Origin of the sequence: Amycolatopsis sp. NPDC088138, assembly GCF_044741685.1 — a bacterium.
GTDB lineage: Bacteria > Actinomycetota > Actinomycetes > Mycobacteriales > Pseudonocardiaceae > Amycolatopsis.
Window position 1 is genome coordinate 1,393,442 of record NZ_JBIUTB010000001.1, and the last position, 25,730, is coordinate 1,419,171.

General features: G+C 70.2%; 23 protein-coding genes. 12 read left to right on the forward strand and 11 right to left on the reverse strand.

All coding sequences use genetic code 11. From position 1 onward, the window contains the following. Positions 1–132: 132 nt before the first annotated feature. Positions 133–1,407, forward strand: a complete 1,275-nt coding sequence (locus ACIOD2_RS06265) for an ABC transporter substrate-binding protein (protein ID WP_400534972.1) — start codon at positions 133–135, stop codon at positions 1,405–1,407. A gap of 48 nt (positions 1,408–1,455) precedes the next feature. Then, entirely contained in the window at positions 1,456–1,992 is a 537-nt protein-coding gene (locus tag ACIOD2_RS06270) for a GNAT family N-acetyltransferase (RefSeq protein WP_400534974.1), read from the forward strand. Here ACIOD2_RS06270 and ACIOD2_RS06275 read toward each other — a convergent pair. The 5 genes from ACIOD2_RS06275 to ACIOD2_RS06295 form a co-directional block, all read right to left on the reverse strand. Next, positions 1,976–2,737 (reverse strand): glycoside hydrolase, encoded by a 762-nt coding sequence (locus ACIOD2_RS06275; RefSeq protein WP_400534976.1) that lies wholly within the window; start codon positions 2,735–2,737, stop codon positions 1,976–1,978. The two genes, ACIOD2_RS06270 and ACIOD2_RS06275, sit on opposite strands and share 17 nt — an antisense overlap. A gap of 83 nt (positions 2,738–2,820) precedes the next feature. Further along, positions 2,821–4,620 (reverse strand): glycoside hydrolase family 6 protein, encoded by a 1,800-nt coding sequence (locus tag ACIOD2_RS06280; protein WP_400534978.1) that lies wholly within the window; start codon positions 4,618–4,620, stop codon positions 2,821–2,823. Positions 4,621–4,646: 26 nt separating this feature from the next. After that, a complete protein-coding gene (locus tag ACIOD2_RS06285; protein ID WP_400534980.1) occupies positions 4,647–6,188 on the reverse strand; it encodes a cellulase family glycosylhydrolase in 1,542 nt (513 codons plus the stop codon). 10 nt (positions 6,189–6,198) lie between these two features. Next, positions 6,199–9,114: a glycoside hydrolase family 48 protein gene (locus ACIOD2_RS06290; RefSeq protein ID WP_400534982.1), complete on the reverse strand. Its 2,916-nt coding sequence runs from the start codon at positions 9,112–9,114 to the stop codon at positions 6,199–6,201. A 1,006-nt stretch (positions 9,115–10,120) separates the two neighbouring features. Further along, positions 10,121–11,116 carry a LacI family DNA-binding transcriptional regulator gene (locus ACIOD2_RS06295; RefSeq protein WP_400535419.1) on the reverse strand — a complete coding sequence of 332 codons (996 nt, stop codon included), beginning with the start codon at positions 11,114–11,116 and terminating at the stop codon, positions 10,121–10,123. Between the two features lie 249 nt (positions 11,117–11,365). Between ACIOD2_RS06295 and ACIOD2_RS06300 the strand changes: the two genes are divergently transcribed. Genes ACIOD2_RS06300 through ACIOD2_RS06315 form a run of 4 tightly spaced genes read left to right on the forward strand, consistent with a single transcriptional unit; the run spans position 11,366 to position 15,924 of the window. Then, on the forward strand, positions 11,366–12,667 hold the full coding sequence (locus ACIOD2_RS06300; RefSeq protein ID WP_400534984.1) for an ABC transporter substrate-binding protein: 1,302 nt from the start codon (positions 11,366–11,368) through the stop codon (positions 12,665–12,667). A gap of 4 nt (positions 12,668–12,671) precedes the next feature. Beyond that, positions 12,672–13,661, forward strand: a complete 990-nt coding sequence (locus ACIOD2_RS06305) for a carbohydrate ABC transporter permease (protein WP_400534986.1) — start codon at positions 12,672–12,674, stop codon at positions 13,659–13,661. Further along, positions 13,658–14,515 (forward strand): carbohydrate ABC transporter permease, encoded by an 858-nt coding sequence (locus tag ACIOD2_RS06310; RefSeq protein WP_400534988.1) that lies wholly within the window; start codon positions 13,658–13,660, stop codon positions 14,513–14,515. Before ACIOD2_RS06305 ends, ACIOD2_RS06310 begins: the two co-directional genes overlap by 4 nt. Continuing rightward, on the forward strand, positions 14,512–15,924 hold the full coding sequence (locus tag ACIOD2_RS06315; RefSeq protein ID WP_400534990.1) for a GH1 family beta-glucosidase: 1,413 nt from the start codon (positions 14,512–14,514) through the stop codon (positions 15,922–15,924). The genes ACIOD2_RS06310 and ACIOD2_RS06315 overlap by 4 nt, the downstream gene beginning before the upstream one ends. Before the next feature lie 26 nt (positions 15,925–15,950). Here the strand turns inward: ACIOD2_RS06315 and ACIOD2_RS06320 are convergent, their stop codons facing one another. Continuing rightward, positions 15,951–16,319 carry a hypothetical protein gene (locus ACIOD2_RS06320; RefSeq protein WP_400534992.1) on the reverse strand — a complete coding sequence of 123 codons (369 nt, stop codon included), beginning with the start codon at positions 16,317–16,319 and terminating at the stop codon, positions 15,951–15,953. Between the two features lie 149 nt (positions 16,320–16,468). Between ACIOD2_RS06320 and ACIOD2_RS06325 the strand changes: the two genes are divergently transcribed. After that, positions 16,469–18,232, forward strand: coding sequence for an IlvD/Edd family dehydratase (locus ACIOD2_RS06325; protein ID WP_400534994.1), 1,764 nt, complete (start codon positions 16,469–16,471; stop codon positions 18,230–18,232). Positions 18,233–18,304: 72 nt separating this feature from the next. Beyond that, positions 18,305–18,616: a DUF3040 domain-containing protein gene (locus tag ACIOD2_RS06330; protein WP_400534996.1), complete on the forward strand. Its 312-nt coding sequence runs from the start codon at positions 18,305–18,307 to the stop codon at positions 18,614–18,616. Between the two features lie 72 nt (positions 18,617–18,688). Here ACIOD2_RS06330 and ligD read toward each other — a convergent pair whose 3' ends face one another. From ligD to ACIOD2_RS06345, 3 genes are read right to left on the reverse strand one after another with little or no spacing between them, the layout of a single operon-like run. Then, the gene (gene ligD / locus ACIOD2_RS06335) at positions 18,689–19,636 is read right to left on the reverse strand and encodes a non-homologous end-joining DNA ligase (protein ID WP_400534997.1); all 948 of its coding nucleotides are present in this window, start codon (positions 19,634–19,636) and stop codon (positions 18,689–18,691) included. Then, positions 19,633–20,547 carry a Ku protein gene (locus ACIOD2_RS06340; RefSeq protein WP_400534999.1) on the reverse strand — a complete coding sequence of 305 codons (915 nt, stop codon included), beginning with the start codon at positions 20,545–20,547 and terminating at the stop codon, positions 19,633–19,635. The genes ligD and ACIOD2_RS06340 overlap by 4 nt, the downstream gene beginning before the upstream one ends. Positions 20,548–20,599: 52 nt before the next feature. Further along, positions 20,600–20,812 (reverse strand): hypothetical protein, encoded by a 213-nt coding sequence (locus ACIOD2_RS06345; protein ID WP_400535001.1) that lies wholly within the window; start codon positions 20,810–20,812, stop codon positions 20,600–20,602. 192 nt (positions 20,813–21,004) lie between these two features. On the opposite strand from ACIOD2_RS06345, the gene ACIOD2_RS06350 reads away from it, so the two are divergent. Continuing rightward, positions 21,005–21,214, forward strand: a complete 210-nt coding sequence (locus ACIOD2_RS06350; RefSeq protein WP_400535003.1) for a hypothetical protein — start codon at positions 21,005–21,007, stop codon at positions 21,212–21,214. 873 nt (positions 21,215–22,087) lie between these two features. On the opposite strand, the gene ACIOD2_RS06355 is transcribed toward ACIOD2_RS06350, so the two are convergent. Both ACIOD2_RS06355 and ACIOD2_RS06360 read right to left on the reverse strand, forming a co-directional pair. After that, positions 22,088–22,816: an ANTAR domain-containing response regulator gene (locus ACIOD2_RS06355; RefSeq protein ID WP_400535004.1), complete on the reverse strand. Its 729-nt coding sequence runs from the start codon at positions 22,814–22,816 to the stop codon at positions 22,088–22,090. A gap of 199 nt (positions 22,817–23,015) precedes the next feature. Beyond that, positions 23,016–23,975 carry a TIGR03557 family F420-dependent LLM class oxidoreductase gene (locus ACIOD2_RS06360; protein WP_400535006.1) on the reverse strand — a complete coding sequence of 320 codons (960 nt, stop codon included), beginning with the start codon at positions 23,973–23,975 and terminating at the stop codon, positions 23,016–23,018. A 107-nt stretch (positions 23,976–24,082) separates the two neighbouring features. On the opposite strand from ACIOD2_RS06360, the gene ACIOD2_RS06365 reads away from it, so the two are divergent. The 3 genes from ACIOD2_RS06365 to ACIOD2_RS06375 all read left to right on the forward strand — a co-directional run bounded on the left by ACIOD2_RS06365 (position 24,083) and on the right by ACIOD2_RS06375 (position 25,709). Continuing rightward, positions 24,083–24,412, forward strand: a complete 330-nt coding sequence (locus ACIOD2_RS06365; protein WP_400535007.1) for a plasmid stabilization protein — start codon at positions 24,083–24,085, stop codon at positions 24,410–24,412. Between the two features lie 62 nt (positions 24,413–24,474). Further along, entirely contained in the window at positions 24,475–24,921 is a 447-nt protein-coding gene (locus ACIOD2_RS06370) for an ATP-binding protein (protein ID WP_323333311.1), read from the forward strand. Beyond that, entirely contained in the window at positions 24,918–25,709 is a 792-nt protein-coding gene (locus ACIOD2_RS06375; protein ID WP_400535009.1) for a SigB/SigF/SigG family RNA polymerase sigma factor, read from the forward strand. The genes ACIOD2_RS06370 and ACIOD2_RS06375 overlap by 4 nt, the downstream gene beginning before the upstream one ends. Positions 25,710–25,730 lie beyond the last annotated feature (21 nt).

Genomic DNA, 25,730 nt, shown 5'->3' on the forward strand with positions numbered 1-25,730 from the left:
CGCGTGCCCGTGTCCGTCCGGACACCCGCAGTCGCCCACCTTGACACCCGTGGCCTGCGGAAACAAGACTCCAATCGGGAGCGCTCCCACCCTCGTGTGCGAGCGCGAGTCGCGAATCGGGAGTGCGCACACGTGAGGAAGTTCCGAAGAACACTGGCGGCCGTCACGGCCGCCGTCCTGCTGGTCCTGACCGGGGGCTGCGGCCCCGCCACGCCGGAGAGCTTCACGCTCACCCTGGCGACGTTCGGGCAGTTCGGCTACGACGACCTGATCCCCGGGTACGAGTTCACCCACCCCGGGATCACCATCCGCCAGGTCCGGACCGAGCAGGGCGGCCCGTACCACCAGGACCTGCTGGCCAAGCTGCAGAGCGGGCAGGACCTCGCCGACGTCCAGGCCGTCGAGGAAGGCCACCTCGCCGACGTGCTCGCGCAGTCGGCGAAGTTCGCCGACCTCGCCGAGATCGGCCCGCCCGACGTGAAGCCCGGGCGCTGGCTGGAGTGGAAGTACGAGGCCGGGCGCAGCAAGGACGGCAAGCTCGTCGGCTACGGGACCGACATCGGCCCGCTCGCCATGTGCTACCGCAAGGACCTCCTCGACGCCGCCGGCCTCCCGACCGACCCCGGCTCGGTGAAGACGATGTTCGCGAGCTGGGACAGCTACTTCCAGGCCGGCGAGCGGTACGTCAAGCGCTCCAAGGGGAAGGCCTGGTTCGACTCCGCCGCGCAGAACTTCAACGCGATGGTCAACCAGCTCCCGACCGGGTACCTCGACCGGCAGGACCGCCCGACGTTCGACACGAACACCGCGCTCAAGTCCGCCTGGGACCAGGTCACCAAGGCCGTCGAACAGGGCCAGTCGGCCGGGCTGACCGCCTTCGCCGACGACGGCAACGCCGGCCTGCGCAACGGGACGTTCGCGACGAAGGTCTGTCCATCGTGGATGCTCGGTGCCATCGAGCAGCAGGCCGGGCCGGCCAGCGCGGGCAAGTGGGCGATCACCGACGCCTTCCCGGACGGCGGCGGCAACTGGGGCGGTTCCTACCTCACGGTGCCGGCGGCGAGCCCGCACCAGAAGGAGGCCGCCGCGCTGGCCGCCTGGCTCACCGCGCCGGAGCAGCAGCTGCACGCGTTCCGGGTCAGCGGGAACTTCCCCAGCCAGGTCGACGCCTTCACCTCGCCCGACCTGCTCAGCGAGATGAACGGCTACTTCGGCGGCGCGCTGAGCGGGCAGGTCTTCGTCGCGCAGGCGCGCAAGGTCGGGAAGCCGCAGTACAAGGGACCCGGTGACGGGAAGATCCAGGAGACGGTCGTCGCGCCGGCGCTCAAGGCCGTCGAGCAGCAGGGTGCCGATCCCGCCGCCGTCTGGCAGCAGGTGAAGCTGGGCGCGAGCCAGCTGGTGCCGTGACCGGAAATCCGGTGGAACGGACGCGCCGGGGCGGGCAGGGTGCGGGGTATGACCACTCCCCTGCCCGCCCCCTGGCAGCACCTCGGAATCCGGCGTCCCGGCCCTGACGACCACCTGCCCGTCCTGGCCCTCCTCGACGCCTGGTGGGGCGGCCTCGGTGGCGAGGAAGGCATGCGGCAACGGGCCCTCCTCCTGCCGAAGCTGATGTTCCAGCACTTCGGCGACAGCGGTTTCCTGGTGACGTCCGGTGATCGGATCGTCGCGTTCCTGATCGGGTTCCTGTCGCAGTCGAGGCCGGACGAGAGCTACATCCACTTCGTCGGCGTCGACCCCGCCGAGCGCGGGTCCGGCCTGGGCGCGGAGCTGTACGAGCGCTTCTTCGCCCACAGCAGGGCGCACGGGCGCTCGGTGGTCCGGGCGATCACGTCGCCGCAGAACAGTGGTTCGCACGCGTTCCACACCAGGATGGGGTTCGTCACCGAACCCGGGCCGGAGGAGTTCGAAGGACGGCCGGTCCAGCCCGACTACGACGGGCCCGGGCTGGACCGGCTGAGCTTCAGAAAGGATCTCAGCCCGACAGGCTGAACGTCCGCACGCCGAGGCCGGTCTGGCCCTGCCACGGCTCGAAGCCGAATTGGACACTCGTCAGGTACCAGGCGTCGCTGATCTTGCCGCGGCCTGCGGCGTCCCGGGTGAAGTCCGTGAGGTTGACGTCGAGGCTGTCGGTCCCGGAGGTCCGGACGTAGGAGATGACGTTCCAGCCGATGTTGCCGGACCAGACGTTCCAGGTCGCCCCGGCGAGCTGGGCGGTGCCGATGACGCTGCCGACCGGCTGCGGGGCACCGCGGTGGTTGCCCCAGATCATCACCTCGGCGCCGGTGTTCTGCCCGGCCGGGTTCGGCGTCGGGTCGTACCAGACGTCGTAGGAGGCGTCCCACTGTCCGGCTTGGACGGTCGTGTAGTCCACTCGGGACGTCAGCGAGCCGAGCGAACGGACCTGGCGAGGCAGGCCGCTGCCGATGCTGCAGTTGCCGTAGTGGCAGCCGGCGTAGACCGACGGGTAGCTGCCGGGGGCGCCGTTCGTCGGCCGGTTGTGCGACGCCGTCGTCACGCTGAAGCCGGTGCCGGACACCGAGAGGCACTGGGTCGTGTCGTCACCCCAGTTGTTGTTCTGGACGATGTAGCGGCCACCTTGGATGCGCAGCGAGCCGTACTTGTCGCACAGCTGCGTGTCGGCGGCCGCCGGTGGCGCGGTGAGCACGACACCGCCGGACAGCAGCACGGCCGTGGCTCCGAACGACGCCAGTGTGGCCCGTAGCCGGTTCTTCATGGGGGTTCCTTCCGGTCGGGGACGGGTGGAAACCCGGGCCGGACGGCGGCTGCGCAGGCACCGCCCGGCCCGGGAGACTTGTGTTACTGCACCGCCGGGTAGGCGTTCTGGACCAGCTGCTCGAACTGGGCCTGGAACCACTTGCCCGACAGCGGCGAGTTCGGCAGGGCCCCGGTCAGGTTCCCGCCGTTCGCCTGGTCACTGCCGTGGTAGGTCGGGTCGCACATCCGGTCGAAGCCCTTGCCCTCGTCGTTCGGGATCTGCGAGCTCGCGCCGTCGGACTCACCCGGCGGCTTGACCCAGACGTAGGCGTCGAAGTGCGCCGCGGGCGACGCCGTCGGCCGCGCACCCAGCCCGGCCCCGCTCTGGTTGCACCAGTTTCCGCGGTGCAGCCGCAGGTCGACCCGGCCCGAGTTCACGTAACTGTCCACTGTGGACCCCGAGGCCCCGGTCGGGCGAGCGGAGCCGCCCCAGCCGTTGCGGGAGGTGTCGATCAGCATGCCGATGCTGCTCGGCAGGCCCGCCGCGACGAACGCGTTGTACATCGCGGTGGCGAAGGGCGCCTCGGCGAAGTACGGGTTCCACTGGTAGAACGTCGCCGACTTGATCTGCTGGCCACCGACGGTCAGGTTCGGGTCCGGCAAGTTCGGCTCGGTGGTCGGGGTGTAGTTCGCCGTGTCGCTGATGAAGCCGTCCAGGCTGTTCACCCCGGCCGTCGTCCCCTGCAGCGTCTGCTTGACCAGGTTGACGAACGGGCCGAAGTTGCTGTCCCAGCCCAGCCACGCCGAGTGCGCGATGTCGAGGTAGTTGTAGACGTTCGAAATCGCGTGCAGCTTGTTCAGCGCGTACTGGATGCCCTGCGTGTACGCCCCGCTGGACTGCGCCTCGGCGCACTTGGCGGTCGCGGTGTTGGTGATCAGGTTGGGCAGCGAGTCCGGTTCGACGATCGCGACGACCCGCAGCGGCGCGTACTTCGCGTCGGACAGGATCGAGGCGATCGGGTCGATGTACTCGGACTTGTACCGGGCCAGGCCGTTCGACGCGACCTGCAGCTCACCGTTGGACGCCAGCGCCGCGCAGTCGCGGTTCGGCAGGTCGTAGACGACGATCTGGATCGTCACCGGCGTCCCGCCGCTCTGCTGGGCCAGCGCCGCGTCGAGGTGCCCGCGCAGGCCGCGGGCCTCGGTGGTGCCGTTGATCGCGGCGATCCGGTCCAGCCACACGGCCGTGGACGTGTTGGCCACCTTGGCCATCTGGGTGCCGAGCGCGCCGCCCTTGGCCGCGGCCGCGGCGGTCACCTCGGCGGACCAGTCCGGGTTCACGTACCCCTTGGCCCCGGCGTACGGGTTGTCCACGTGCGTCCCCGCCGGCGGCGGGGTGGTCGTCGTCGGCGTGGTGGTGGGCGTCGTCGGTGTGGTCGGGGTCGTCGGCGTGGTGGTCGGGGTGCCCGTGCCGCCGTCGCAGTGGACGCCGTTGAGCGAAAACGAGCCCGGGATGTCGTTGGTGCCGGTGTACGAGCCGTTGAAGCCGAAGCTCGCGGTGGCGTTCGACGCGAGCGCGCCGCCCCACGACGGGTTCTTCGCGCTGACGTGCTTCGCGCTCTGGCTGAACGTCGCGCTCCAGCCCTGCTGCACCTGCTGGTTGCCGGCGAAGTCCCACTGGACGTCCCAGCTCGAGACGGCGTCGCCCAGGTTGGTCACCGCGACGTTCGCGGTGAAGCCGGTGTCCCACTGGTTGACGGTGTAGGTGACCTTGCAGCCGCTGGCGGCGGCCGCCGGGCTGCCGCCGGCCACCACCAGGCCGGCCACGACGGCCGCGGCCGTCACCGAGGACGCCACGGCGAGCCGTGCCTTCCTCTTCGGGGACCAGAATTCACTCTTCATCGAGTGCGCTCCTTAGTGTTGGGGAATCAGGAGGTGCAGGGGGTGGCGCCGACGGCGAACCCGGTCGGCGTCCCGCTCGAGGCGCCGGTCGCCTGGAAGCCGATGGACGTCGAAGCGCCGCCGGCCAGGTCGGGCGCCCAGGTCGGCGCCTTCGCGGTCGCCTGGGTGCCGGACTGGGTGACGGTGGCGCCCCAGCCGCCGGTGATCTGCGTCCCGGACGGCACGGCCCAGCCGAGCGACCAGGCCTTCAGCGGGCTGGTACCGGAGTTCTTCAGCGTCACGGAGGCGACGAAGCCGCCTTGCCACGTGTTGTCGACGTGGTAGGTGACCGCGCAGCTCACCGCGGGCGGCGGGTCGGTCGGGCCGCCGCCGCCCGAGCCCGTCGGCGGGATCAGGTACGGCTGCAGGATCGCCTGCTTGGCCTGGTTGACGGTGGTCCAGTCGTCGTTGAGGATGCCGCCGGTGTCCCCGGAGTTGGGGTTCCACGACCAGTACGTGAAGCTCATCCCGGTCGCCCCGGTCCCGGCGTACTTCATCAGCTCCTGCAGCCAGACCTTGTCGCGCGGGTCGGCCAGCGTGGTGCCGAACTCGCCGAGCAGCACCGGCGCGATGTTCTGCTTCTGCAGGTAGCCGAAGAAGTGGTCCCACAGCGCGGGCAGGTTCGCCGGGAACGCCGGGTCGGAGAACCACGGCTGGGCGAACACCGACGTCGCGTACTCGTGCGCCGAGTAGACCAGCTTGTCCGCTTTGGACAGTCGCACCGGGAACTGCCGGGCGCCGGAGAGGTTGCCACCCCACCAGCCGCACTGCGGGTCACCGGTGCCGCTGACGCAGTCGACGCCCTCGACGATGACCAGCCAGTCCGGGTTCGCGGCCAGCACGGCGTTCCCGCCGCGTTCGGCCGCGAGCCGCCAGTCGGTCGCGGTGTCCCCGCAGCCCCAGCACGCGCCGCCGCCACCCTGGATCGAGTGCGGCTCGTTGTGCAGGTCGGCGCCGATCACCGTGGTGTTGCCCTTGTAGTGCTGGGCGAGCATCGTCCAGTCGGACAGCCAGCGGCTCTCGGGGTAGGCGCTGGTGTACCAGAGCGCGGACTGCGCGCCGGAGTCCGGCCGGTGCTGGTCGAGGATGACACGCATGCCCTTGGTGCCGGCGTACGCGATGATCTTGTCGAGCACCTGGAGCCCGGACAGCCCCTGCAGGTCCGGGTTCTGGACGGCGTCGATGCTGTTCGGCTTGACGCCCGGGTCGAAGAGCTGGTTCGAGTACGGCAGCCGCAGCGTGTTGTAGCCGAGGCTCGCCATCTGGTCGAGCATGTCGCGGTAGTTGCGGCTCCACAGGCCGTGCGGCGAGTAGTTGCCGGTCTCGGCGCCGAACCAGTTGACGCCGGTCATCCGGACCGGCGCGCCGGTGGCGTCGACGAGCTGGGAACCGACGGCGTGCCAGTACCCGGTGCCGGTCCCCTGCGCGGCGGCTTGTGTCGTGGCTTGCGGGGCCGCGGTGGCCGGGGACGCCGTGAGAACGGCGCCCCCGACCAGTGCGGCGACCGCGAATGCGAGCAGTCGCTTCATCGAGTGCCTTTCAGCCGAACAGGGCGACGTGCGCGGCGAACGCCGTGGCGATCTCCGACTGCGCCCAGAACCGGTGGTAGGTGAACGTCGGCGCGGCGCCACCGTCCAGATAGGACTGGACCTTCGGCCACTGCGGGTCGCTCTTGTAGAAGGACCGGATCGAGGTGAACGTCGAGGAGGCGTTGATCGGGTCGCCGTTCGGCATGGTCCCGGTCCAGCCCGCCGGGACGTAGAGCCCCTGGTCCGTGGTGGCGTTGTAGGCGTCGTCGAACCGGTTGTAGTCCGTCCGGGTCTCCGGCACCGCGATGCCCTGGGTGTCCGCGTTCGCCGACAGCGCCGTCAGCAGCTGCTCCCCCATCGTCTTGGCCTGGGCGTTGCCCGAGCCGGACGCGTAGTAGAGCAACGTCTTCGACAGCGAAGCCGCGACACCGACGTCGTTGCTGTAGTTCTTCACCGTGACGTGCAGGCCGGTGTTGCTGCCCGGGCTGGTGGCGTTCCAGGTGTCCGGCGCGCCGGTCCAGGTCAGGTCGGACGGGACCTGGAAGCTCCCGCCGGCGCCGACCGTGGTGCCCGCGATGGCCCACGGGACCCACTTGTCGAGGATCTTCTTGGCCCGGGCGTCCTTCGTGGCCTGGTAGTACTCGGCGATGCGCTCCATGCCCCAGGTCTGGAACCCGAACCACTGGTTGCTCGGCGGGTCGTGCCAGACCGGCTGCTGGTCGTAGAACATGCCGTAGAACGTCGGCGTGCCGGACGGCGGCGTGCCGTACTGACCTTCCCAGCTGTTGGTCGCGCCGCCGGCGAGGCCGCCTTCGGACGACTGCAGCCACTGCAGGAACTCCATCTGCCGCCCGAGGCTGGTCGCCCAGTCGCTCGCGCCGGTCGCCGACGTCACCTTCAGGCCGGGATCGGTCGACAGCGCGTACGCGGCGAGCGGGTTCTGGTAGCCCTGGTGGGCCGCGCCGTCACCGATGCGCCACGCCCACGCGTTCTGGTCGAGCGAGCCGCCCCAGGCGTAGTACCAGGAGACGAGGTAGTGCTCGCTGTCCTTGCCGGTGCCGGCGGGGCAGCTACTGGGGTTGACGCAGTTGCCGATCTTCTTGAAGTACTTGTCGAACAGCGAGTACCTCAGGTAGTCGCCCATCTTCGAGGCCTTCTTGACCACGGCCGCGACGTCGGCGCTCTTGCCCTGTTCCTGCGCCCACTTCTCGGCCTGGAAGGCGACCTGCACGGCGCGGGCGTCCGCGTCCGGCGCGTCGGTGTACTTCCACTGCTTGGCGTAGGCCGTGTCGCCGGTGAACAGGTCGAGGTACCCGTTCTTGCCGCCGTACTTCAGGGTGTCGCAGCTCGGCTGGGTGACGGTCTCCCAGACCGACTCCTGCGAGCCGCGCTGGAAGGTGTTGATGAACGCGGGCGCGGTGTTCGTGCCGTCCTCGCAGTGACCGAACTTGTAGATGTTGTCGACGTCGAGCAGCCAGTGCATGCCGTAGACGTCCGGGGAACCGTAGGCCGCCTTGAGCTCGGCCGCGATCGGGTCCTTGCCGACCGGGACGCTCGACTGCAGCTGCGACGGGTACGACTTCGGGCTCGGGTACTCCGCCGCGTACGTCGCCGGCTTGCTCGCGTCGTAGCCGGAGTTGCCGCTCTGGTCGGCCGCGGACGGGATCGCGTAGGTCTCGATCGACGTCCACGCCGCGTTGAACGGCGCCCAGTCCCCGGTGACCCGGCCGTAACCCGCTTCCAGCCAGAGGTAGTAGCTGAACGCCTCCGACGTCGTCTCGTGGCCGTGGTCGGGCGCCTCGACGATGAGCGTCTCGATGGAGTGGTACGGCACCAGGATGTTCCCGAACTTGCGGAAGTAGCCGTTGTTCGGGTCCTTGATCTTGTTGTACTGCTTGAGGAACTCGACCTGGTAGTCCGATGTGGACGGCGAGATCTCGGTGACCGTGACGGTCGCCGCGGTGTAGCCGTTGCTGCTCGCGGTGAAGGTCGCGTTGCCGAGCGCGCCACCGTTGTCGGCGCTGGCGACGGTGACGTTCTGCGGCGTGCTCCAGTTCGCCGTCGTGAAGGTGAGGCTCGCGGGGGTGGCCGTCAGGTCGGCGCTCCCGGTCGTCTTGGCTATCGCGACGGTGACCGGGCTGGTCGGCGCGCCGGCGAGGGTGACGCCGAAGGTCGTCGTGCCGCCCTGCTTGACCTGTGCGGTCGCCGGGGTGGCGACGATCGTGGGGCCGGACAGGACCTTGACGCTGACCGGGTTCGAGCTGGTGGAGGCGTTCTTGTTGTCGTAGGCCTTCGCCGTGATCGCGTAGGTCCCGGCGGGGACGTTGCCCCAGCTGCCTTCGAACGGCGCGGACGTGTCGGTCGCGAGCAGCGTGTCACCGGCGTAGAACTCGACCTTGCTCACGGTGCCGTCGGTGTCGGCCGCGGTCGCGGCGAGCGGGATCGTGGCCGGGGCGTAGTAGGTGCCGGTTTGCGTTGGTGACGTCAGGCTGACGGTCGGGGCCTTGTTGGCGCCGGTGCAGGCGGAGCCGTTGACGGAGAAGTCCGTCGGCGGCCGGTTGGCGGATCCCTTGGTGCCGTTGAAGCCGAAGCTGGTGCTGGCCCCCGTCCCGAGGTGGCCGTTGTAGGAGAGGCTCGTCGCCGTGACCGCGGCGCCGGTCTGGGCGAAGGTGGCGCTCCAGCCCTGCTGGACCTTCTGGCCGTCGAGGAACGTCCAGCCGACCTGCCAGCTGTCGAGCGCGGGTCCGTCGTTCCGCAGTGAAACGTTGGCCGTGAACCCGGTGTCCCAGTCGTTGGTGGTGTAGGTGACGGAGCAGGCCACGTCGGCGGCGAGCGCCGGTGGCACGGGGACGAGCAGGGCGGCCAAGACCACCGAACTCGCGACCAGCGGCAGTACGCCGGCCTGGATGGGATGAGGGGAACGCATGGCTGCGGAACTCCTTTGTCCGTAGGGAGCCAGCGATCTGGGAGCGCTTCCAGGCGCAGACGGTAGCCAGCGGGAAACCTGCCTGTAAAGAATCGAGTCAGAAGCACACAGCGAACCCGGTCACCACCGTCAGCGACCCGCGAGTAGCCAGCCCGCTGAACACTCCTGAACGGCGGCGCCCGTTAGTAGCCCCACCACCCGTTCAGCCCAGCTACCCAGTCACACACCGTGCACTTCGGGTCCCGGCTTGCGCCAAAGGCGTACACCTCAACCAGGAGCGCTCCCAGACCCCGTCGAAGCATTCGACACACACCCACTTCGTGTCGTCCCCCGGCGTACGCGTGTCGTCCATCCAGGCACACGTGTCGTCCGTCCGGGTACGCGAGTCGTCCATCCAGGCACGCGTGTCGTCCCCCGCGATACGGGTGTCGACTCCTCAAGCACGCGTGTCGACCCCCGGATCACACGTGTCGACCCCTCGATCACGCGTGTCGTCCCTCAAATCACACGTGTCGACCCTCCAGACACATGAGCCGACCCTTCAAGCACCCGAACCGACCCTCTAGGTACGCGGACCGACCCTCGATGTAGGCGGGTCCACCCCTTCCCGCCGAGCGGGGAGGGGCATCACCCGTGATCAGCGGGGCATCACCCGTGATTGGGGAGGCATCACCCGTGATCAGCGGGGCATCACCCGTGATTGGGGAGGCATCACCCGTGATCAGGAGGTCGACACGCGTGATTGGCGGGACGACACGCGTGATCGAGGGGTCGACACAGGTACCCGGGCGGACGACACGCGTACCGGGCTGGACGACTCGCGTACCCAGGCGGACGACACGCGTACCCCGGCGGACGACTCGCGTACCCCGAGGGTCGGCTCGCGCACTCGGAGAGTCGGCTCGCGGACCTGGGCGGACGACTCGCGTACCTGGGCGGTCGGCTTGCGTACCCCGAGGGTCGGGTCGCGTACCTGGAGGCGAGCGGGGCGGGCGAAACCGAGGGGTCAGCTGGAGGCGCGGATGGCCAGGGAGACCGGGAGGACCTGCTGGCGGGGCTTGAGACCCTGGTCGTCGAGGAGCTGGAGCATGGTCTCGACCATGGCGTGGACCTGCTCGCGCGGGTCCTGGTGCACCGAGGTCAGGGGCGGGTCCATGGCCGGGGCGAGGGTGGCGTTGTCGTCGAAGCTGACCACCGCGATGTCCTCCGGGATGCGGCGCCCGGCCGCGTCCAGCGTGCGCAACGCGCCCACCGCCATCATGTCGCTGGCGACGAAGACCGCGTCGAGGTCCGCGTGCCGGGTGAGCAGGGCGGACATCGCGTTCGCGCCGCCCGAGAGGGTGAAGTCGGCCTCCGCGGCCAGGTCGGCGGGGTCGAGACCGGCGTCGAGCAGGGTCTTGCGCCAGCCGGCGAGCCGGTCGATCGCGGCGCTCTGGTCCTGCGGGCCGGCGATCGTGCCGATCTTCCGCCGCCCGGCCGCGACCAGGTGTTCCACGGCCAGCCGGGCGCCGCCCTCGTTGTCGAAGTCGACGACGTGGACGCCGCGGCGGAGGCCGGCCGCCTGGCCGCCGAACACCACCGGGATCCGCAGCAGGCGCAGCGCCTTGGGCAGCGGGTCGGACCGGTGCGGCGCGAACACGAGCGCGCCGTCGACGTGCCCGCCTTCGAGGAACCGGACCGTCCGGCTGAGGTCCTCGCGGGTGTCGCTGAAGATCAGGACCATCTGACGGCCGATGTCCGCGAGCTCGCGGTAACCGGCGCGCATGACGGCCGTGCGGTACGGGTCGTCGAGCAGCCGGGCCTCCGGCTCCGAGAGCACCACCGCGATCGCCCCGGTCCGCCGGGTGACCAGCGACCTGGCCGCCTGGTTCGGGGAATAGCCCAGGTCACGGGCCGCGGCCTGGACCTTCTCCCGCGCCGCCGCGCTGACGTAGGCGTCGTCGTTCAGCGCCCGTGACGCCGTCGACCGCGACACGCCGGCGAACGCCGCGACGTCCTCCAGCGTCGGCCGTTCTTCATCCCCTGCTCGAGGCCCCACGGCACCGCCCTCGCTCCTGCCACCACCCGGACGTCCCCAGCTTAACGTTCAACGATCCTCCGGGACCGGGAGCGCTCCTCGCAGGAAACGCTCCGGTTACGCCCCCTTGACACCGCCAGAACCCGCAAGCAGACTCTGCGACACCTGGGAGCGCTCCCAGAACGGCTCCCAGCAGTGAGAGCGCTCATTCCCGTCAACAAGGTGGTTGGACACGTGAGAACGATCCGGAACGGCCTGGTCCTCGCACTGGGCATCACGATGACGGCGCTCGGCGCCACGGCCTGCGGTGGCGGCGGTGACGAAACCCCGGCGGCAGCGGGTCCGAACGAGCACGTGGACCTGACGCTGGCGACGTTCACCGAGTTCGGCTACGAGGCCCTCATCCCGGAATACGAGCGGCTGCACCCCAACATCAAGATCACCCACCGCAAGACCGGCCAGGGCGGGCCCTACCACCAGGACCTGATCACCAAGCTGGCCGCGGGCTCGGGCCTCGCCGACGTCACGGCGGTCGAGGAGGGTCACCTCTCCGACGTGCTCGACAAGGGCTCGAAGTTCAACGACCTCAGCAAGATCGGCCCCGCCGACGCCTCCCCCGACCGCTGGCTCGGCTGGAAGTACGACGCCGCGAAGACGAAGGACGGCAAGGTCATCGGCTACGGCACCGACATCGGGCCGCTCGCGATGTGCTACCGCAAGGACATGTTCCAAGCGGCCGGCCTGCCGACCGACCCCGAGCAGGTCAAGCCCCTGTTCGCCACCTGGGACAGCTACTTCGCCGCGGGCGCGGACTACGTGTCCAAGTCCAAGGGCAAGGCCTGGTTCGACTCGGCCGCGCAGAACTTCAACGCGATGGTCAACCAGCTCCCCCAGGGCTACATCGGCAGTGACGACAAGCTCGCCGTCGAGGGCAACCAGGGCATCAAGGACGCCTGGACGAAGGTCACCGACGCCGTCGCCAAGGGCGAGTCGGCCAAGCTCACCGCGTTCAGCAACGAGTGGAACTCCGGCTTCAAGCAGGGCGCGTTCGCCACGAAGGTGTGCCCGGCGTGGATGCTCGGCGTGATCAAGGAGCAGGCCGGCCCGGAGAACGCCGGCAAGTGGGCGGTCACCGCGGCCTTCCCCGGTGGCGGCGGCAACTGGGGCGGTTCGTACCTGACCGTGCCGACGCAGTCGAAGCACCCGAAGGAGGCCGCCGAGCTCGCGTCCTGGCTGACCGCGCCGGAGCAGCAGATCAAGGCGTTCCAGGCCAAGGGCACGTTCCCGAGCCAGGTCAAGGCGCTGTCGGACCCCGCGCTGCTGAGCCAGACCGACGCCTACTTCGGCGACGCGAAGGTCGGCGAGCTGTTCGCCGAGCAGGCCAAGAAGGTCCAGAAGCCGCAGTACAAGGGCCCCGGTGACGGCCAGATCCAGGAGAACGCCTCCAGCCCGGCGCTGCAGGCGGTCGAACAGGGCAAGTCGGCGGCGGACGGCTGGCAGCAACTGGTCGACTCGGCGAAGAAGATCACCCGCTGACCTCATGACCGTCATCGACAAGGTCGCGCCGGAAGGGAGCAAGGCCGGGGAGCGCACGTCTCCCCGGCCCACCTTCCGGCACAAGCTGAGCCGGTGGGACGTCAAGGTATCGCCGTACCTCTACGTCGCGCCGTTCTTCATCGTGTTCGGGGTCGTCGGGCTGTTCCCGTTGCTGTACACCGCGTACGTCTCGCTGTTCAAGTGGAAGGCCGGGGACGACGACCCGGACTTCATCGGCGTCGACAACTACAAGGAGCTGTTCGGCGACGGGCAGTTCTGGAACGCGCTGGCCAACACGTTCAGCATCTTCCTGCTCTCCAGCATCCCGCAGCTCATCATCGCGATGGCGCTCGCGGCGCTGCTCGGGAGCCGGCTGCGCGGCGCGACCGGCTGGCGCGTCGGCATCCTGCTGCCGTACGCCGCGAGCCTCGTCGCGATCGGGATCATCTTCGCGAACCTGTTCGGGCCGAAGTACGGCCTGATCAACGGTGTGCTGCAGACGATCGGGCTCGACCCGGTCGACTGGCAGGCCAGCCGGTTCGGCAGCCACGTCGCGATCGCGATCATGGTGAACTGGCGCTGGACCGGCTACAACGCGCTGATCGTGCTGGCCGCGATGCAGGCCATCCCGAAGGAACTGCACGAAGCCGCGCTGATCGACGGCGCCGGGACGTGGCGGCGGTTCTTCAACGTGACACTCCCCCTGCTGAAACCGACGCTGATCTTCGTCACCATCACCTCCACGATCGGCGGGCTGCAGATCTTCACCGAGCCCAAGCTGTTCGACGCCATGCCCGGGTCGAACAACGGCGGTTCCACCAACCAGTTCCAGACCGTGACGCTGTACCTGTACCAATCCGCGTTCGAGAACTACAACCTCGGCTACGCCTCGGCGATCGCCTGGGTGCTGTTCGTGATCATCGTGGTCATCGCGCTGGTGAACTTCTTCCTCACCGGACGGCTGGCCCGCACTCCGGCGGTGAAGAAGAAATGACCACCCTCCAGAGTGGACTCCGCAAGAGCGTCGCGACGCTCGGCAAGCCGCGCAAGGCGACCTACTGGGTGCTCGCCATCTTCGTGCTCGGCTCGCTGTTCCCGTTCTACTGGTCGTTCCTGGTCGCCAGCCGGGACAACGGGATGCTCACCGAGCGCATCCCGCCGTTCATCCCCGGCGGCAACTTCTTCGCCAACGCCTCGCGCGTGTTCGACACCGTGCCGTTCTGGAAGGCGCTGGCCAACAGCGTCATCGTGTCCGGCACGGTCACGCTCACCACGGTGCTGTTCTCCTCGCTGGCCGGTTTCGCCTTCGCGAAACTCCGGTTCAAGGGGCGCAACGGGTTGTTCGTGTTCATCGTCATCACCCTCGCGGTGCCCACGCAGCTCGGCATCATCCCGTTGTTCATCGCGATGTCGAAGCTGGGCTGGGCCGGTGGGCTGCAGTCGGTGATCGTGCCCAACCTGGTCACCGCGTTCGGCGTGTTCTGGATGCGGCAGTACACCGTGGACGCACTGCCGTACGAGCTGATCGAGGCCGCGCGCGTCGACGGCTGCAGCATGTTCCGGATCTTCTGGAACGTCTGCCTGCCCGCGGTGCGCCCGGCGGCGGCGATCCTGGCGATGTTCACGTTCATGACGTCCTGGAACGACTTCCTGTGGCCGCTGGTGGTGCTGGACGCGGGCAACCCGACCGTCCAGGTGGCCCTGGAGAAGCTGCAGAGCGGTTACTACGTCGACTATTCGCTGGTGCTGGCCGGCACGACCCTGGCCACCATCCCGATCCTCATCGTCTTCCTCCTGCTCGGCCGCCAGATCGTGGCCGGGATCATGCAAGGTGCCGTGAAAGGGTGACCATGTCCGTACATCCCGACAGCGTTCGGGCCGAGACCGCTTTGATGTTCCCGCCCGCCTTCGTCTGGGGCGCCGCGACCGCGGCGTTCCAGGTGGAAGGGGCCACCACGGCCGACGGGCGCACCGACTCGGTCTGGGACGTCTTCGCGCGCCGTCCGGGTGCGGTCAAACGCGGCGACACCGGCGACCCGGCGGCCGACCACTACCGCCGCTACGGCGAGGACGTCGACCTGATGCGGCGCCTCGGCCTGGGCGCCTACCGGTTCTCGCTGGCCTGGCCCCGGGTGCGCCCGGACGGCGGCGCCCCCAACGCCGCCGGGATCGCGTTCTACGACCGGCTCGTCGACCGCCTGCTGGAAGCCGGGATCGAGCCGTGGGCGACGCTCTACCACTGGGACCTGCCGCAGACGTTGGAGGAGCAGGGCGGCTGGACGTCGCGGGACACCGCCTACCGCTTCGCCGACTACACCGAGACCGTGCTGGCCCGGCTCGGCGACCGCGTCGCCAGCTGGTCGACGCTCAACGAGCCGTGGTGCGCGGCGATGCTCGGGTACGCGGGCGGCATCCACGCGCCCGGCCGCACCGACCACACCGCCGCCGTCGCCGCGACGCACCACCTGCTGCTGGGGCACGGGCTCGCGATGGACATCATCCGCCGGCACGCCCCGGACGTCCCGGCCGGGATCACGCTCAACCTGTACCCGGTCGCGCCGCACGACCCGGCGAACGCCGCCGACGTCGCCGCGTGCCGCCGGATCGACGGCCTGCAGAACCGGCTGTTCCTCGACCCGGTGCTGCGCGGGGGCTACCCGGACGACCTGCTCGAGGACCTGGCGCCGTTCGGGATCGGCGACGTCGTCCGGCCCGATGACAGCGCTGTCATCGCCGCGCACGTCGACTGGCTCGGCGTGAACTACTACCGCGACTACCGCGTCGCGGGCGGACCGGTGCCGGGCAGCGAGCCGGCGGGCCCGGAGTGGGTCGGCGCGGGTGACGTCCACTTCGTGCCGGACCCCGCCGCGCCCCGCACCGACTCGGGCTGGGAGGTGCAGCCGGCCGGGCTCACCGAGTCGCTGCTGCAGGTCCACCGCGGCTACCGGCCGGTGCCGCTGTACATCACGGAAAACGGCGCGGCCTACCCCGACGTCGTCTCCGACGGCGGTGAGATCGTCGACACCGACCGCGTCGCGTTCCTCGACTCCCACCTGCGGGCGGCCCACGAGGCCCTCGCCGCCGGGGTCGACCTGCGGGGCTACTTCTACTGGTCGCTGCTGGACAACTTCGAGTGGGCGGAGGGCTACGCCAAGCGGTTCGGCCTGGTCCACGTCGACTACGCGACGCAGGTGCGGACGCCGAAGCGCAGCGCGCACTGGTATTCCCGGGTCATCGGCCTCAACGGCCTCGGCTGACTCCCGCGGTGGCTGAGGGGCGGCCCTCAGCCACCGTAGAAGTCGCCGAGCGAGTTCCGCGCCGAGGAGATCAGCAGGTCGGCGTGGGCGAAATCGGCGGGCAGGCAGGCGTGGACGCCGTCGAGCAGCTCGCCGAACCCGACCGGCGGGGTCACGACGTGCGCGAGCGGGTGGTGCTCCCGCAGCTGTTTCATCAGCTCGGCGATGTGGATCACGGCCGCCTGCGGGTCGGTCCGCCACAGCCAGGCCAGCACCTCACCGAAGTCGCCCGGCGGCCGCGCCACCTCGTCCCGGCCGGTGGTGCGGAACCGATCGATCAGCTGGGTGGCGGTCCCGGCGACGCTGGCCTGCCTCAGCGCGCTGACGACGGTCCGCGGAACGGCGACGGTCTCCATGCCGCCGATGCTGGCACCTCGGCCCCGCACCACAAGGAGGCTCGCCGAAAGGTCGTGAAGGGCACCTTCAGGGACGGATAAGCCCTGAAGGTGCCCCTCACGGCGTTCAGGGGGCCGCGCCGGAGCGCATCGGTGACAGACTGGCTGGTATGGGACTGCGCAGCGAAGCTTGGTTCAACAACCCCGCCGACCCCGGGATGACCGCGCTCTACCTCGAGCGGTACATGAACTGGGGCCTGACCAGGGAAGAGCTGCAGTCCGGGAAGCCGATCATCGGGATCGCGCAGACCGGGTCGGACCTCAGCCCGTGCAACCGGCACCACCTGCAGCTGGCCGACCGGACCCGGGAGGGGATCCGCGAGGCGGGCGGGATCGCCGTCGAGTTCCCCGTGCACCCCATCCAGGAGACCGGCAAGCGCCCGACCGCCGCGCTGGACCGCAACCTCGCCTACCTCGGGCTCGTCGAGACGCTCTACGGCTACCCGATCGACGGCGTCGTGCTGACCACCGGCTGCGACAAGACGACGCCGGCGTGCCTGATGGCCGCCGCGACCGTCGACATCCCGGCGATCGTGCTCTCCGGCGGCCCGATGCTCAACGGCTGGCACAACGGCGAGCGCACCGGGTCCGGCACGATCATCTGGAAGGCCCGCGAGCTGCTGGCCGCCGGGGAGATCGACGACGCCGGGTTCATGGAGCTGGTCGCGTCGTCGGCGCCGTCGCCCGGGCACTGCAACACGATGGGCACGGCCTCGACGATGAACGCGCTCGCCGAGGCGCTCGGGATGAGCCTGCCCGGCTGCGCGGCCATCCCGGCGCCGCACCGCGACCGGGCGCGGATGGCATACCGCACCGGGCTGCGGATCGTCGAGATGGTGCGGGAAGACCTGAAGCCGTCGGACATCCTGACGCGCGAGGCGTTCGAGAACGCCATCGTCGTCAGCTCGGCGATCGGCGGGTCCACCAACGCGCCCATCCACATCGGCGCGATCGCCCGGCACATCGGCGTCGACCTGCCGCTGACCGACTGGCAGCGGCTCGGGTACGCCGTGCCGCTGCTGGTCGACCTGCAGCCGGCGGGCAAGTACCTCGGCGAGGAGTTCCACCGCGCCGGCGGGGTGTCGGCCGTCGTGCACGAGCTGATGGCCCACGGGCTGATCCACGAGGACGCGCCCACCGTCAACGGCCGCAGCGTCGGCGACAACTGCCGCGACGCCGAGGCGGGCGACCGCGACGTCATCCGGACGTTCGACACCGCGCTCGTGGCCGACGCCGGTTTCCTCGTGCTGCACGGCAACCTGTTCGACGCCGCGATCATGAAGTCCAGCGTGATCTCACCGGAGTTCCGGCGCCGCTACCTGGCGGGCGGGGTGTACGAGGGCACCGCGGTCGTGTTCGACGGCCCCGAGGACTACCACGCCCGCATCGACGACCCGGACCTCGGCGTCGACGAGGATTCGCTGCTCGTGATGCGCGGCACCGGCCCGCTCGGTTACCCGGGCTCGGCCGAGGTCGTCAACATGCGCCCGCCCGCCGAGCTGATCAAGCGCGGGGTACGCGAGCTGCCGTGCCTGGGTGACGGCCGCCAGTCGGGGACGTCCGGCTCACCGTCGATCCTCAACGCCTCCCCCGAAGCCGCGGCCGGCGGCGGCCTCGCCGTGCTGCGGACGGGCGACCGGGTGCGCATCGACCTCGGCGAGGGCACCGCGAACGTGCTGATCCCCGACGAAGAGCTCGCGCTGCGCCACAAGGAGCTCGAGGAGGCGGGCGGGTACCGGGTGCCCGCGTCGCAGACGCCGTGGCAGGAGATCCAGCGCTCGATGGTCGACCAGCTCTGCGACGGCATGGTCCTGCGCCCCGCCGTGACGTTCCAGCGGGTGGCCGCGAAGGGCGTTCCGCGCGACAACCACTGAAGACCGGAAAACCACTGCTTGGAACCGGCACCGAACGGGTAACTCCCCGGTAGCCGAGCGAGGAGGATCCCCATGCTGCCGGACCGTGACCGCCAGACCCTGAGCGCGATCGAGGCGGAACTGCTGGCGAGCGATCCCACGCTCGCCGACGTGTTCAGTGGTCGCGACATGCGGCAAGCCCGGCGCTGGAGCCTCCTGCTCGTCCTCTCCGACATCACGGCCGTGGTGATGCTGGTCGTCGGCCTGTTCGCGCGCGACGCCGCCCTCGTGCTCTGGGGCACGGTCGCCGCGGGCGGGCTCGTCGCCTGGCACATCGCCCGTTCGGAGTCCACCCGCAAGGCGACCGCGGACGACTCCGAACCGCCGCTGACGTCGCTGCGCTGAGGGCCGTCGTCAGCCGGTCCGGGGCGTCCACTGTGGACAGCCAGACGTGAACCTTGTCCGGCCGGGAAACGGTTACGGCCGCTCCCGCACGACGTCCGCCGCCTTCTTGTCCTCGCGCAACCCGGCGAACCGCGGGTGCCGCAGCCGCCCGTCGCGCGTCCACTCCGAGAAGCCGACCTGCGCGACCAGGTCCGGGCGGACCCAGTGCGCCCCGGGCTCCTTGACCGGGCCGCCGAACGGCGACCGCCCGACTTCCCGCTCCTTCAGCTGCGCGTGCAGCGAGGCCAGCAGCTCCTCGTTGAACCCGGTGCCGACCTTGCCGGCGTAGTTCAGGACGCCGTCCTCGTGGTAGCCGAGCAGCAGGGCACCGAAGCCGTGCCGCGCGCCCTGCGGGTCGGTGAACCCGCCGATGACCAGCTCCTGGCCCCGCGCGCACTTGAACTTCAGCCACTCGGGGGTCCGCCCGTGCCGGTACGGCGAGTCCGCCCGCTTCGCGACGACGCCCTCCCAGCCCCGGCGGCACGCCTCGTCGAAGAACTTCTCACCTTCGGCGTTCCGGTGCGTGGACAGCCGGAGCGGGTCCTCGAAGTCGAAGGCGTCGCGCAGCAGGGCCTTGCGCTGCCGCAGCGGCAGGGCGGTCGTGTCCTGGTCGTCGAAGTACAACAGGTCGAACAGGTAGTAGTAGACACGCACCCCGGTGGCCAGGGCGCGGTCCGGATCGGCCACGTGGATCCGGGGCTGCAGCGCGGCGAAGCTGGTGTTGCCGCTTTCGTCGAACGCGACGATCTCGCCGTCCGCGACGAACCGCGGCCCGCCCTGGGCGGCCAGTGCCTCGACGAGTTCGGGGTAGGCCTTGTCCATCACCTTGTGGTTGCGCGAGTAGAGCGTCGGCGGGCCGTCGTCGCGCACGCAGAGTGCGCGGACGCCGTCCAGCTTGCGCTCGAAGATCCAGCCGTCGTCGGAGAAGCGGCGATCGGTGAGCGTGGCCAGGGTCGGCTCGCGCCAGCCGGGACCGGTCACGACGCCTTCAGCGCCTTCTCCAGCTCCGCGCGCGTCATCTTCGAGCGACCCTTCACACCCTGCTCGCGGGCCAGTTTGTCCAGGTCGGTCTTCGACAGGCCGGACAGGTCCGCTTTCTTCTTCTTGGCCGGCTTCTTGCGGTTCTTCACGCTGCGCGACAGGGCCTCGAACAGGTCGACGACGTCGGCCGAGGGCTCCGGCTCCTCCTCGTGCGCGATCTCCTTGCCGGACTTCTTGGCCTTGATCAGGTCCTCGACCCGCTCGGAGTACTCGTCGCGGAAGTCGTCAGGCTTCCACGGCGCGGTCATCTGATCGACCAGGGACAGGGCCATGTCGAGTTCCTTGGGCCGCGGTTTCGGCAGCTTGGGCAGCCCGCCCATGACGTCCTTGGGTTTCCGCAGGTCCGCGACGAAGTGCAGGGTGTTGAGGACCATCACGTCCTCACCCGCGCGGACCGCGCAGAGGTACTCCTTGCCGCGCAGGACGAACTTCGCGACCCCGGCCTTCTCGCTGCGGTCCATCGCCTGCAGCAGCAAGCCGTACGCCTTGGCGAAGTCCTCCTTCGCCGGCTTCAGCCAGTACGTCCGGTCGTAGAACCACGGATCGATCTCGTCGAGCTCCACGAACTGCTCGATGTCGATCCGCCGCGAGCGCTCGGGCGCGATCTCGTCCAGCTCGTCGGGCTCGACGAGCACGTGGTCGCCGCCGCCGACGTCGTACCCCTTGACGATCTCGTCCCGGGTGACCTCGTCGCCGGTCCGCTCGTTGACCTTGCGGTTGCGGATCCGGTCGGACGTGCCGCGCTCGAACTGGTGGAAGTGGATCGTGTGGTCCGCCACCGCGGGGTACAGCTCCACCGGGACGGTGACCAGCCCCAGGCTCAACGCACCGCTCCACACCGGTCTGACCATGACGACCTCCTCACCGCACACCGATACCCGGGCGCGGGTACGCCGAAACGGCTCAGGCCACTTCGGTGCTCTTGCCGGCGCTCTTGCCGCCGGCGTCGCGGTGCAGGCCCAGCATCTCCAGCAGCAGGGCGCAGTCGTCGGCGTCCTTCGCCCCCGCCGCGACGGCCAGCGCCGCCTTCCGGCGCGTCCGCTCCTGGTCCGCCGGGTCCCCGGCGTCCAGCAGCAGGTCCGCCACCGGCCGCAGGTCGTTCCGCTTGTCCCTCATGTCGTGCTCCCCTCCGGTCGATCCCCGGCTTGCTCCTCTCGCGATCCGGCTACCCCGGATCCCCCTGCACAACACAGGAGTCACCGACGGCGCACGGGAGACGCCGATCGTTGGGCCGAACGAGTGAATTCGGTGGGCCTGCGGCCGGGAACCGGCAAGGTTGGTGAGACCCACGTCACACCAGGAGGCCGGATGGGCACCCAGATCCGCATCAGCCGCGAGGACGACTCGCTGCCCTGCGAAGTCTGCGGGTTCCCCACGCTGCACGTGGCCCAGGTCATCGCCGACGACGGCCGGGTACTGGGCCGCACCCTGGTCTGCACGACGTGCTCCCGCAACCGGCCGAGGCCGGAGGCTGTTCCGCAGGCCGACGCGCCACCGGACGAGGTGCCGACCAGCTGAGCCCACGGTCCCCGCCCCGCGGACCACCCGCTCCCGTCGGCGTTCGTCGGCCGAGCCGCCGGTTCCGGGGGCATTGCGATCCGCCGATTGGCCAACGCAGCCGCCGGGATGGCCGCACAGCGCCGGGACGGGCCAACACGTCTTGCGGCGGTGACGGTGTGTCGGTAGTCGGCGAGTTGGCTGCTCCGCTTTAGCGAGTTGGCCAATCCCGGTCGGCGAATCGGCTAATCCAGGCAGTGTTTTGGCCGCTCGGGCGGCGAGTCGGCCACTTCAGTCGGCGTGTTAGCCACTTCAGGCGGTGTGTCGGTTGCTCCGAGCGGCGTGTTGGCCATCCCGGGCGGCGAGTCGGCCGCTCCGGGCGACGTGTCGGCCACTCCGGGTGGCGTTTGGCCATCCCGGGCGGCGTGTTGGCTGCTCCGGTTAGCGAGTTGGCGATCCCGGGCGGCGAGTCGGCCGCTCCGGGCGACGTGTCGGCCACTCCGGGTGGCGTTTGGCCATCCCGGGCGGCGTGTTGGCTGCTCCGGTTAGCGAGTTGGCCATCCCGGGCGGCGAGTCGACCGCTCCGGGCAACGTGTCGGCCACCCCAGTCGGTGTGTCAGCCACTTCGGGCGGCGACGGCCACTCCGGGCAACGTGTCCGCCACTCCAGTCGGCCACTCCGGGTGGCGTTTGGCCATCCCGGGCGGCGTGTTGGCCGCTCCGGTTAGCGAGTTGGCCATCCTGGGCGGCGTGGTGACCGCTCCGGCCGAACTGCCAGCCACACCAGTCGGTGCAGCGGCCGCTCCAGGCCACCAGGTGCGAGCTGCGCTGCCGGAGCCAATGCGCGAAGCCGGGCGCATACCCCCGCGAGCCGCAAAACCAGAGCCAGCCACCCTCAGCTCGTCGTGGCCACCGCCGCGACGAACTCCGCCGCCACCTCGTGCAGCTTCCGGTTGCCGTCCTGGGAACGCTTGACCAGGCGCTGGAACGCGTCCTCCGCGGTGATGCGGTGGGCCGCCATCAGGATCCCCTTCGCCTGCTCGATCACCGCGCGCGTCTCGAGTGCCCGGTTGAGCTGCTCGATCAGCTCCCGCGCCGCGAAGTAGCGGCGTGCGCTGCGCAGGCCGAACACCACCGTCGCGGTGTAGAGCTCGAGGATCTTCGTGCCCAGCTCGCTGAAGCCGTGCTCGCCGAAGCCGAAGAGGTTCACCGCGCCGGACATGTCGTCGCCGACCGTCAGCGGGGCGGCGAGGAAACTCGCCACGCCCAGCTGCTCGGCCGAGGACACGAACTGCGGCCATAGGTCCCCGACCGCGCCGACGCCGACGCGGACCGGCTGGCCGGTCTCGGCGGCGCGCAGGCACGGGCCGTCGCCGATCCGGTACTGCTCGCGGTCGAAGTTGACCGCGCGCTGGTCGGTGCTGGCCACCGTCTCCGGTTCGCCGTCCCGGACCAGGGTGATGCTCGCCATGTCGGCCCCCGGCACCACCTGCACGACGTGGTCGCAGACCGCCTGCAGCATCTGGCCGATGTCCAGCTGGCTGTCGAGCATCGCGGTCAACGACTCCATCGCGACCGTGACCTCGTCCAGCCGTGCGGTGAGCTGCTCCTGGCCGCCCGTCATCCTGGCAACGCCCCTCTACTCGTTCTCAGGGCGCTCTAGACCAGGGAGGACCCGGGCGCGCGCCACAGTGGGCCGCTAGCGCTTTAACGGGTCCAGCGCGAGATTACTGCATCCCGGTGGCGGCGGGCGCGAGCGGTCACCACCTCCGGCGCGCCGCGCCGCCATTCGGAGCAATGGCCCGGTCCGTCCGAAGTGGACCTCAGGCCAGGGCCGGCAGCAGCTCCTTCTCGGCGAAGTCCAGGAAGCCGTCCTGCTGGTCGCCGCCGATCTGGATCAGCGCGACGTCGGTGAAGCCCGCCTTCTCGAACTCGCGCACGCCCTCGACGATCGGCTCGACGTCCGGGCCGCACGGGATCGAGCCCGCGACGTCGTCCTCGCGGACGAACTGGGTCGCCCCGGCGAAGCCGGCCGGGCCGGGCAGCTCGGCGTTGACCTTCCAGCCGCCGGCGAACCAGCGGAACTGCTCGTGGGCGCGCTTCACCGCGGCGTCGCGGTCCGTGCCCCACGAAACCGGCAGCTGCGCGATCTTGCGGGACGCCGGTCCGGGACGGGCGGCGTCCCACTCCCGTGCCAGGTCCGCGTCCGGCTCGACGGCGATCATCGCGTCGGCGACCGGGGCGAACCGCCGGATCGACTGCGCGCCGGACACCGCCACCCCGATCGGCGTGCGGATCTCCGGCAGGTCCCACAGCTTCGCCGAGTCGACGCGGAAGTGCTTGCCCTCGTAGCTGAAGTAACCGCCGTCGAAGAGGCCGCCGATGATCTGGACGGCCTCGGCGAGCATGTCGTGGCGGACGTTCGCCGGGGGCCAGCCGCGGCCGACGACGTGCTCGTTGAGGTTCTCCCCCGCCCCGAGACCGAGGGTGAACCGCCCGCCGGACAGCGCCTGCACGGTCGCCGCCTTCTGGGCCACCACCGCGGGGTGGTAGCGCATGGTCGGGCACGTCACGAACGTCATCAGCTCGGCGCGCTCGGTGACCTGCGTGACGGCGCCCAGCACGCTCCACGCGTAGGGCGAGTGGCCCTGTTCGGCCAGCCACGGCGAATAGTGGTCGCTCATCACCTCGAAGGCGAAGCCGGCCTGTTCCGCGCCGGCGGCGTACCGCACCAGGTCGTTCGGGCCCGCCTGCTCGGTCATCAGGGTGTAGCCGATCCGCATCGGAGCCTCCTCTCGTCCAGCGGCGCGTACCCGGCCCCGGTGATGATCAACCGCGACGTTTACCCGGTCACGGCGCGGGTATCCGGGGACCATCGAAGGGAGTGGGCATGCCTCAGTCGTGGAGCGGCAAGCGCGAGCGCCAGTACGAGCACATCAAGGACTCGCAGGAAGACCGCGGCGCGAGCCCCAAGCGCGCCAAGGAGATCGCGGCCCGGACGGTGAACAAGAACCGTGCCCAGTCGGGTGAATCGCGTGAAGCGAGCCGGACCTCCCTCGAGGACAAGTCCCCGCAGCAGCGCGGCGGCGAGCGCTCCGGCAACCGCAAGGGACCCGGCGGCCCGACGAAGGACCAGCTCTACAACGAGGCCAAGAAGCGAAACATCGACGGCCGCTCCAAGATGAGCAAGAAAGAGCTCGAGCGGGCACTCGGCCGGTGACGGTCCCCTCGAGTCCGCAACGCGAAGTGTCGGGGTTCCCCCAGATGGGTAGACAGTCCGGTATGGAAGAAACACGAAGTGGCACGTCGGGCGGCCAGCCGTCCGCCGACGGCCTGCTCGACGAAGTGGTGGAGCTGCGGCTGCCCGCCATGGCCGAGCAGATCCCCCTCGTCCGGATGCTCACGCACGGCATGGTCTCGCGCGCCGACTTCGGCCTGGACGCCATCGCCGACGCCAAGATGGCGGTCGACGAAGCGTGCGCGCAGCTGGTCCAGCTCGCGGAGCTCGGCACCCAGCTGCACTGCCGCTTCCGGCAGACCGCCGACGCGCTGCACGTCGTGGTCTCGGCGCGCTCTACCGACCCCCGGCCGCCGAGTGACCGGACGTTCGGCTGGCACGTCCTGACCACACTGAGCCGCTCGGTGACCGCACACTGTGACGTTCTCCCGGGCGGGGGCGCGGGCATCATCACGATCGAGCTGGAGCTCAATCCGGGAACGAGCGCGTGAGCGCCGAGCGCAGAACGGTGCTGCACCGCCCCGACGAATACGCCCACTGCGAACCGCTGTTCGAGGAGCTGGGCGAACTCCCCGCCGACGACCCGCGGCGGGACGTCGTCCGCGGCAAGCTGGTGACCGAGCTGCTCCCGCTGGCCGAGCACATCGCGACCCGGTTCTCCGGCCGCGGCGAGCCGCGCGAGGACCTGGTCCAGGTGGCGCGGATCGGCCTGATCAACGCCGTCGACCGCTTCGACCCGGCCCGCGGCCACGACTTCCTGTCGTTCGCCGTGCCGACGATCATGGGTGAGGTCCGGCGGCACTTCCGCGACACCGGCTGGTCCGTCCGCGTGCCGCGGCGGCTGAAGGAGCTGCACCTGTCGCTGAGCCAGGGCTCCGCGGCGCTCTCGCAGCGCCTGGGCCGCGCGCCGACGCCCACGGAGCTCGCCGAGCACCTGGAGCTGGACGTCGACGAGGTCCGGGAAGGCCTGCTCGCCGGGAACGCCTATCAGGCCCTTTCGGTCGACAAGCCGGTGCACGACGACGCCGAGGCGCTGTCGCTGGCCGACACCATGGGCGAGCCGGACCACGAGATGGCCATGGTCGAGAACCACGAGGCCCTGCAGCCGCTGCTGCAGGAGCTGCCGCCCCGCGAGCGCGCGATCCTCGTGATGCGGTTCTTCGGCGGCTTGACGCAGACCCAGATCGCCGACCGCGTCGGCATCTCGCAGATGCACGTCTCCCGCCTGCTGTCGCAGACGTTGGAGCAGCTGCGCGGCAAGCTCACCGGCGACGCCTGACGCCCGCCCGGGCGGCGGCTC

Coding starts and splice junctions, on each gene's coding strand:
- ACIOD2_RS06270 (WP_400534974.1), top strand. CDS start 1,456: ATGACCACTCCCCTGCCCGCCCCCTGGCAGCACCTCGGAATCCGGCGT.
- ACIOD2_RS06275 (WP_400534976.1), bottom strand. CDS start 2,737: ATGAAGAACCGGCTACGGGCCACACTGGCGTCGTTCGGAGCCACGGCC.
- ACIOD2_RS06280 (WP_400534978.1), bottom strand. CDS start 4,620: ATGAAGAGTGAATTCTGGTCCCCGAAGAGGAAGGCACGGCTCGCCGTG.
- ACIOD2_RS06285 (WP_400534980.1), bottom strand. CDS start 6,188: ATGAAGCGACTGCTCGCATTCGCGGTCGCCGCACTGGTCGGGGGCGCC.
- ACIOD2_RS06290 (WP_400534982.1), bottom strand. CDS start 9,114: ATGCGTTCCCCTCATCCCATCCAGGCCGGCGTACTGCCGCTGGTCGCG.
- ACIOD2_RS06305 (WP_400534986.1), top strand. CDS start 12,672: ATGACCGTCATCGACAAGGTCGCGCCGGAAGGGAGCAAGGCCGGGGAG.
- ACIOD2_RS06310 (WP_400534988.1), top strand. CDS start 13,658: ATGACCACCCTCCAGAGTGGACTCCGCAAGAGCGTCGCGACGCTCGGC.
- ACIOD2_RS06320 (WP_400534992.1), bottom strand. CDS start 16,319: ATGGAGACCGTCGCCGTTCCGCGGACCGTCGTCAGCGCGCTGAGGCAG.
- ACIOD2_RS06325 (WP_400534994.1), top strand. CDS start 16,469: ATGGGACTGCGCAGCGAAGCTTGGTTCAACAACCCCGCCGACCCCGGG.
- ACIOD2_RS06330 (WP_400534996.1), top strand. CDS start 18,305: ATGCTGCCGGACCGTGACCGCCAGACCCTGAGCGCGATCGAGGCGGAA.
- ACIOD2_RS06340 (WP_400534999.1), bottom strand. CDS start 20,547: ATGGTCAGACCGGTGTGGAGCGGTGCGTTGAGCCTGGGGCTGGTCACC.
- ACIOD2_RS06345 (WP_400535001.1), bottom strand. CDS start 20,812: ATGAGGGACAAGCGGAACGACCTGCGGCCGGTGGCGGACCTGCTGCTG.
- ACIOD2_RS06350 (WP_400535003.1), top strand. CDS start 21,005: ATGGGCACCCAGATCCGCATCAGCCGCGAGGACGACTCGCTGCCCTGC.
- ACIOD2_RS06355 (WP_400535004.1), bottom strand. CDS start 22,816: ATGACGGGCGGCCAGGAGCAGCTCACCGCACGGCTGGACGAGGTCACG.
- ACIOD2_RS06360 (WP_400535006.1), bottom strand. CDS start 23,975: ATGCGGATCGGCTACACCCTGATGACCGAGCAGGCGGGCCCGAACGAC.
- ACIOD2_RS06365 (WP_400535007.1), top strand. CDS start 24,083: ATGCCTCAGTCGTGGAGCGGCAAGCGCGAGCGCCAGTACGAGCACATC.
- ACIOD2_RS06370 (WP_323333311.1), top strand. CDS start 24,475: ATGGAAGAAACACGAAGTGGCACGTCGGGCGGCCAGCCGTCCGCCGAC.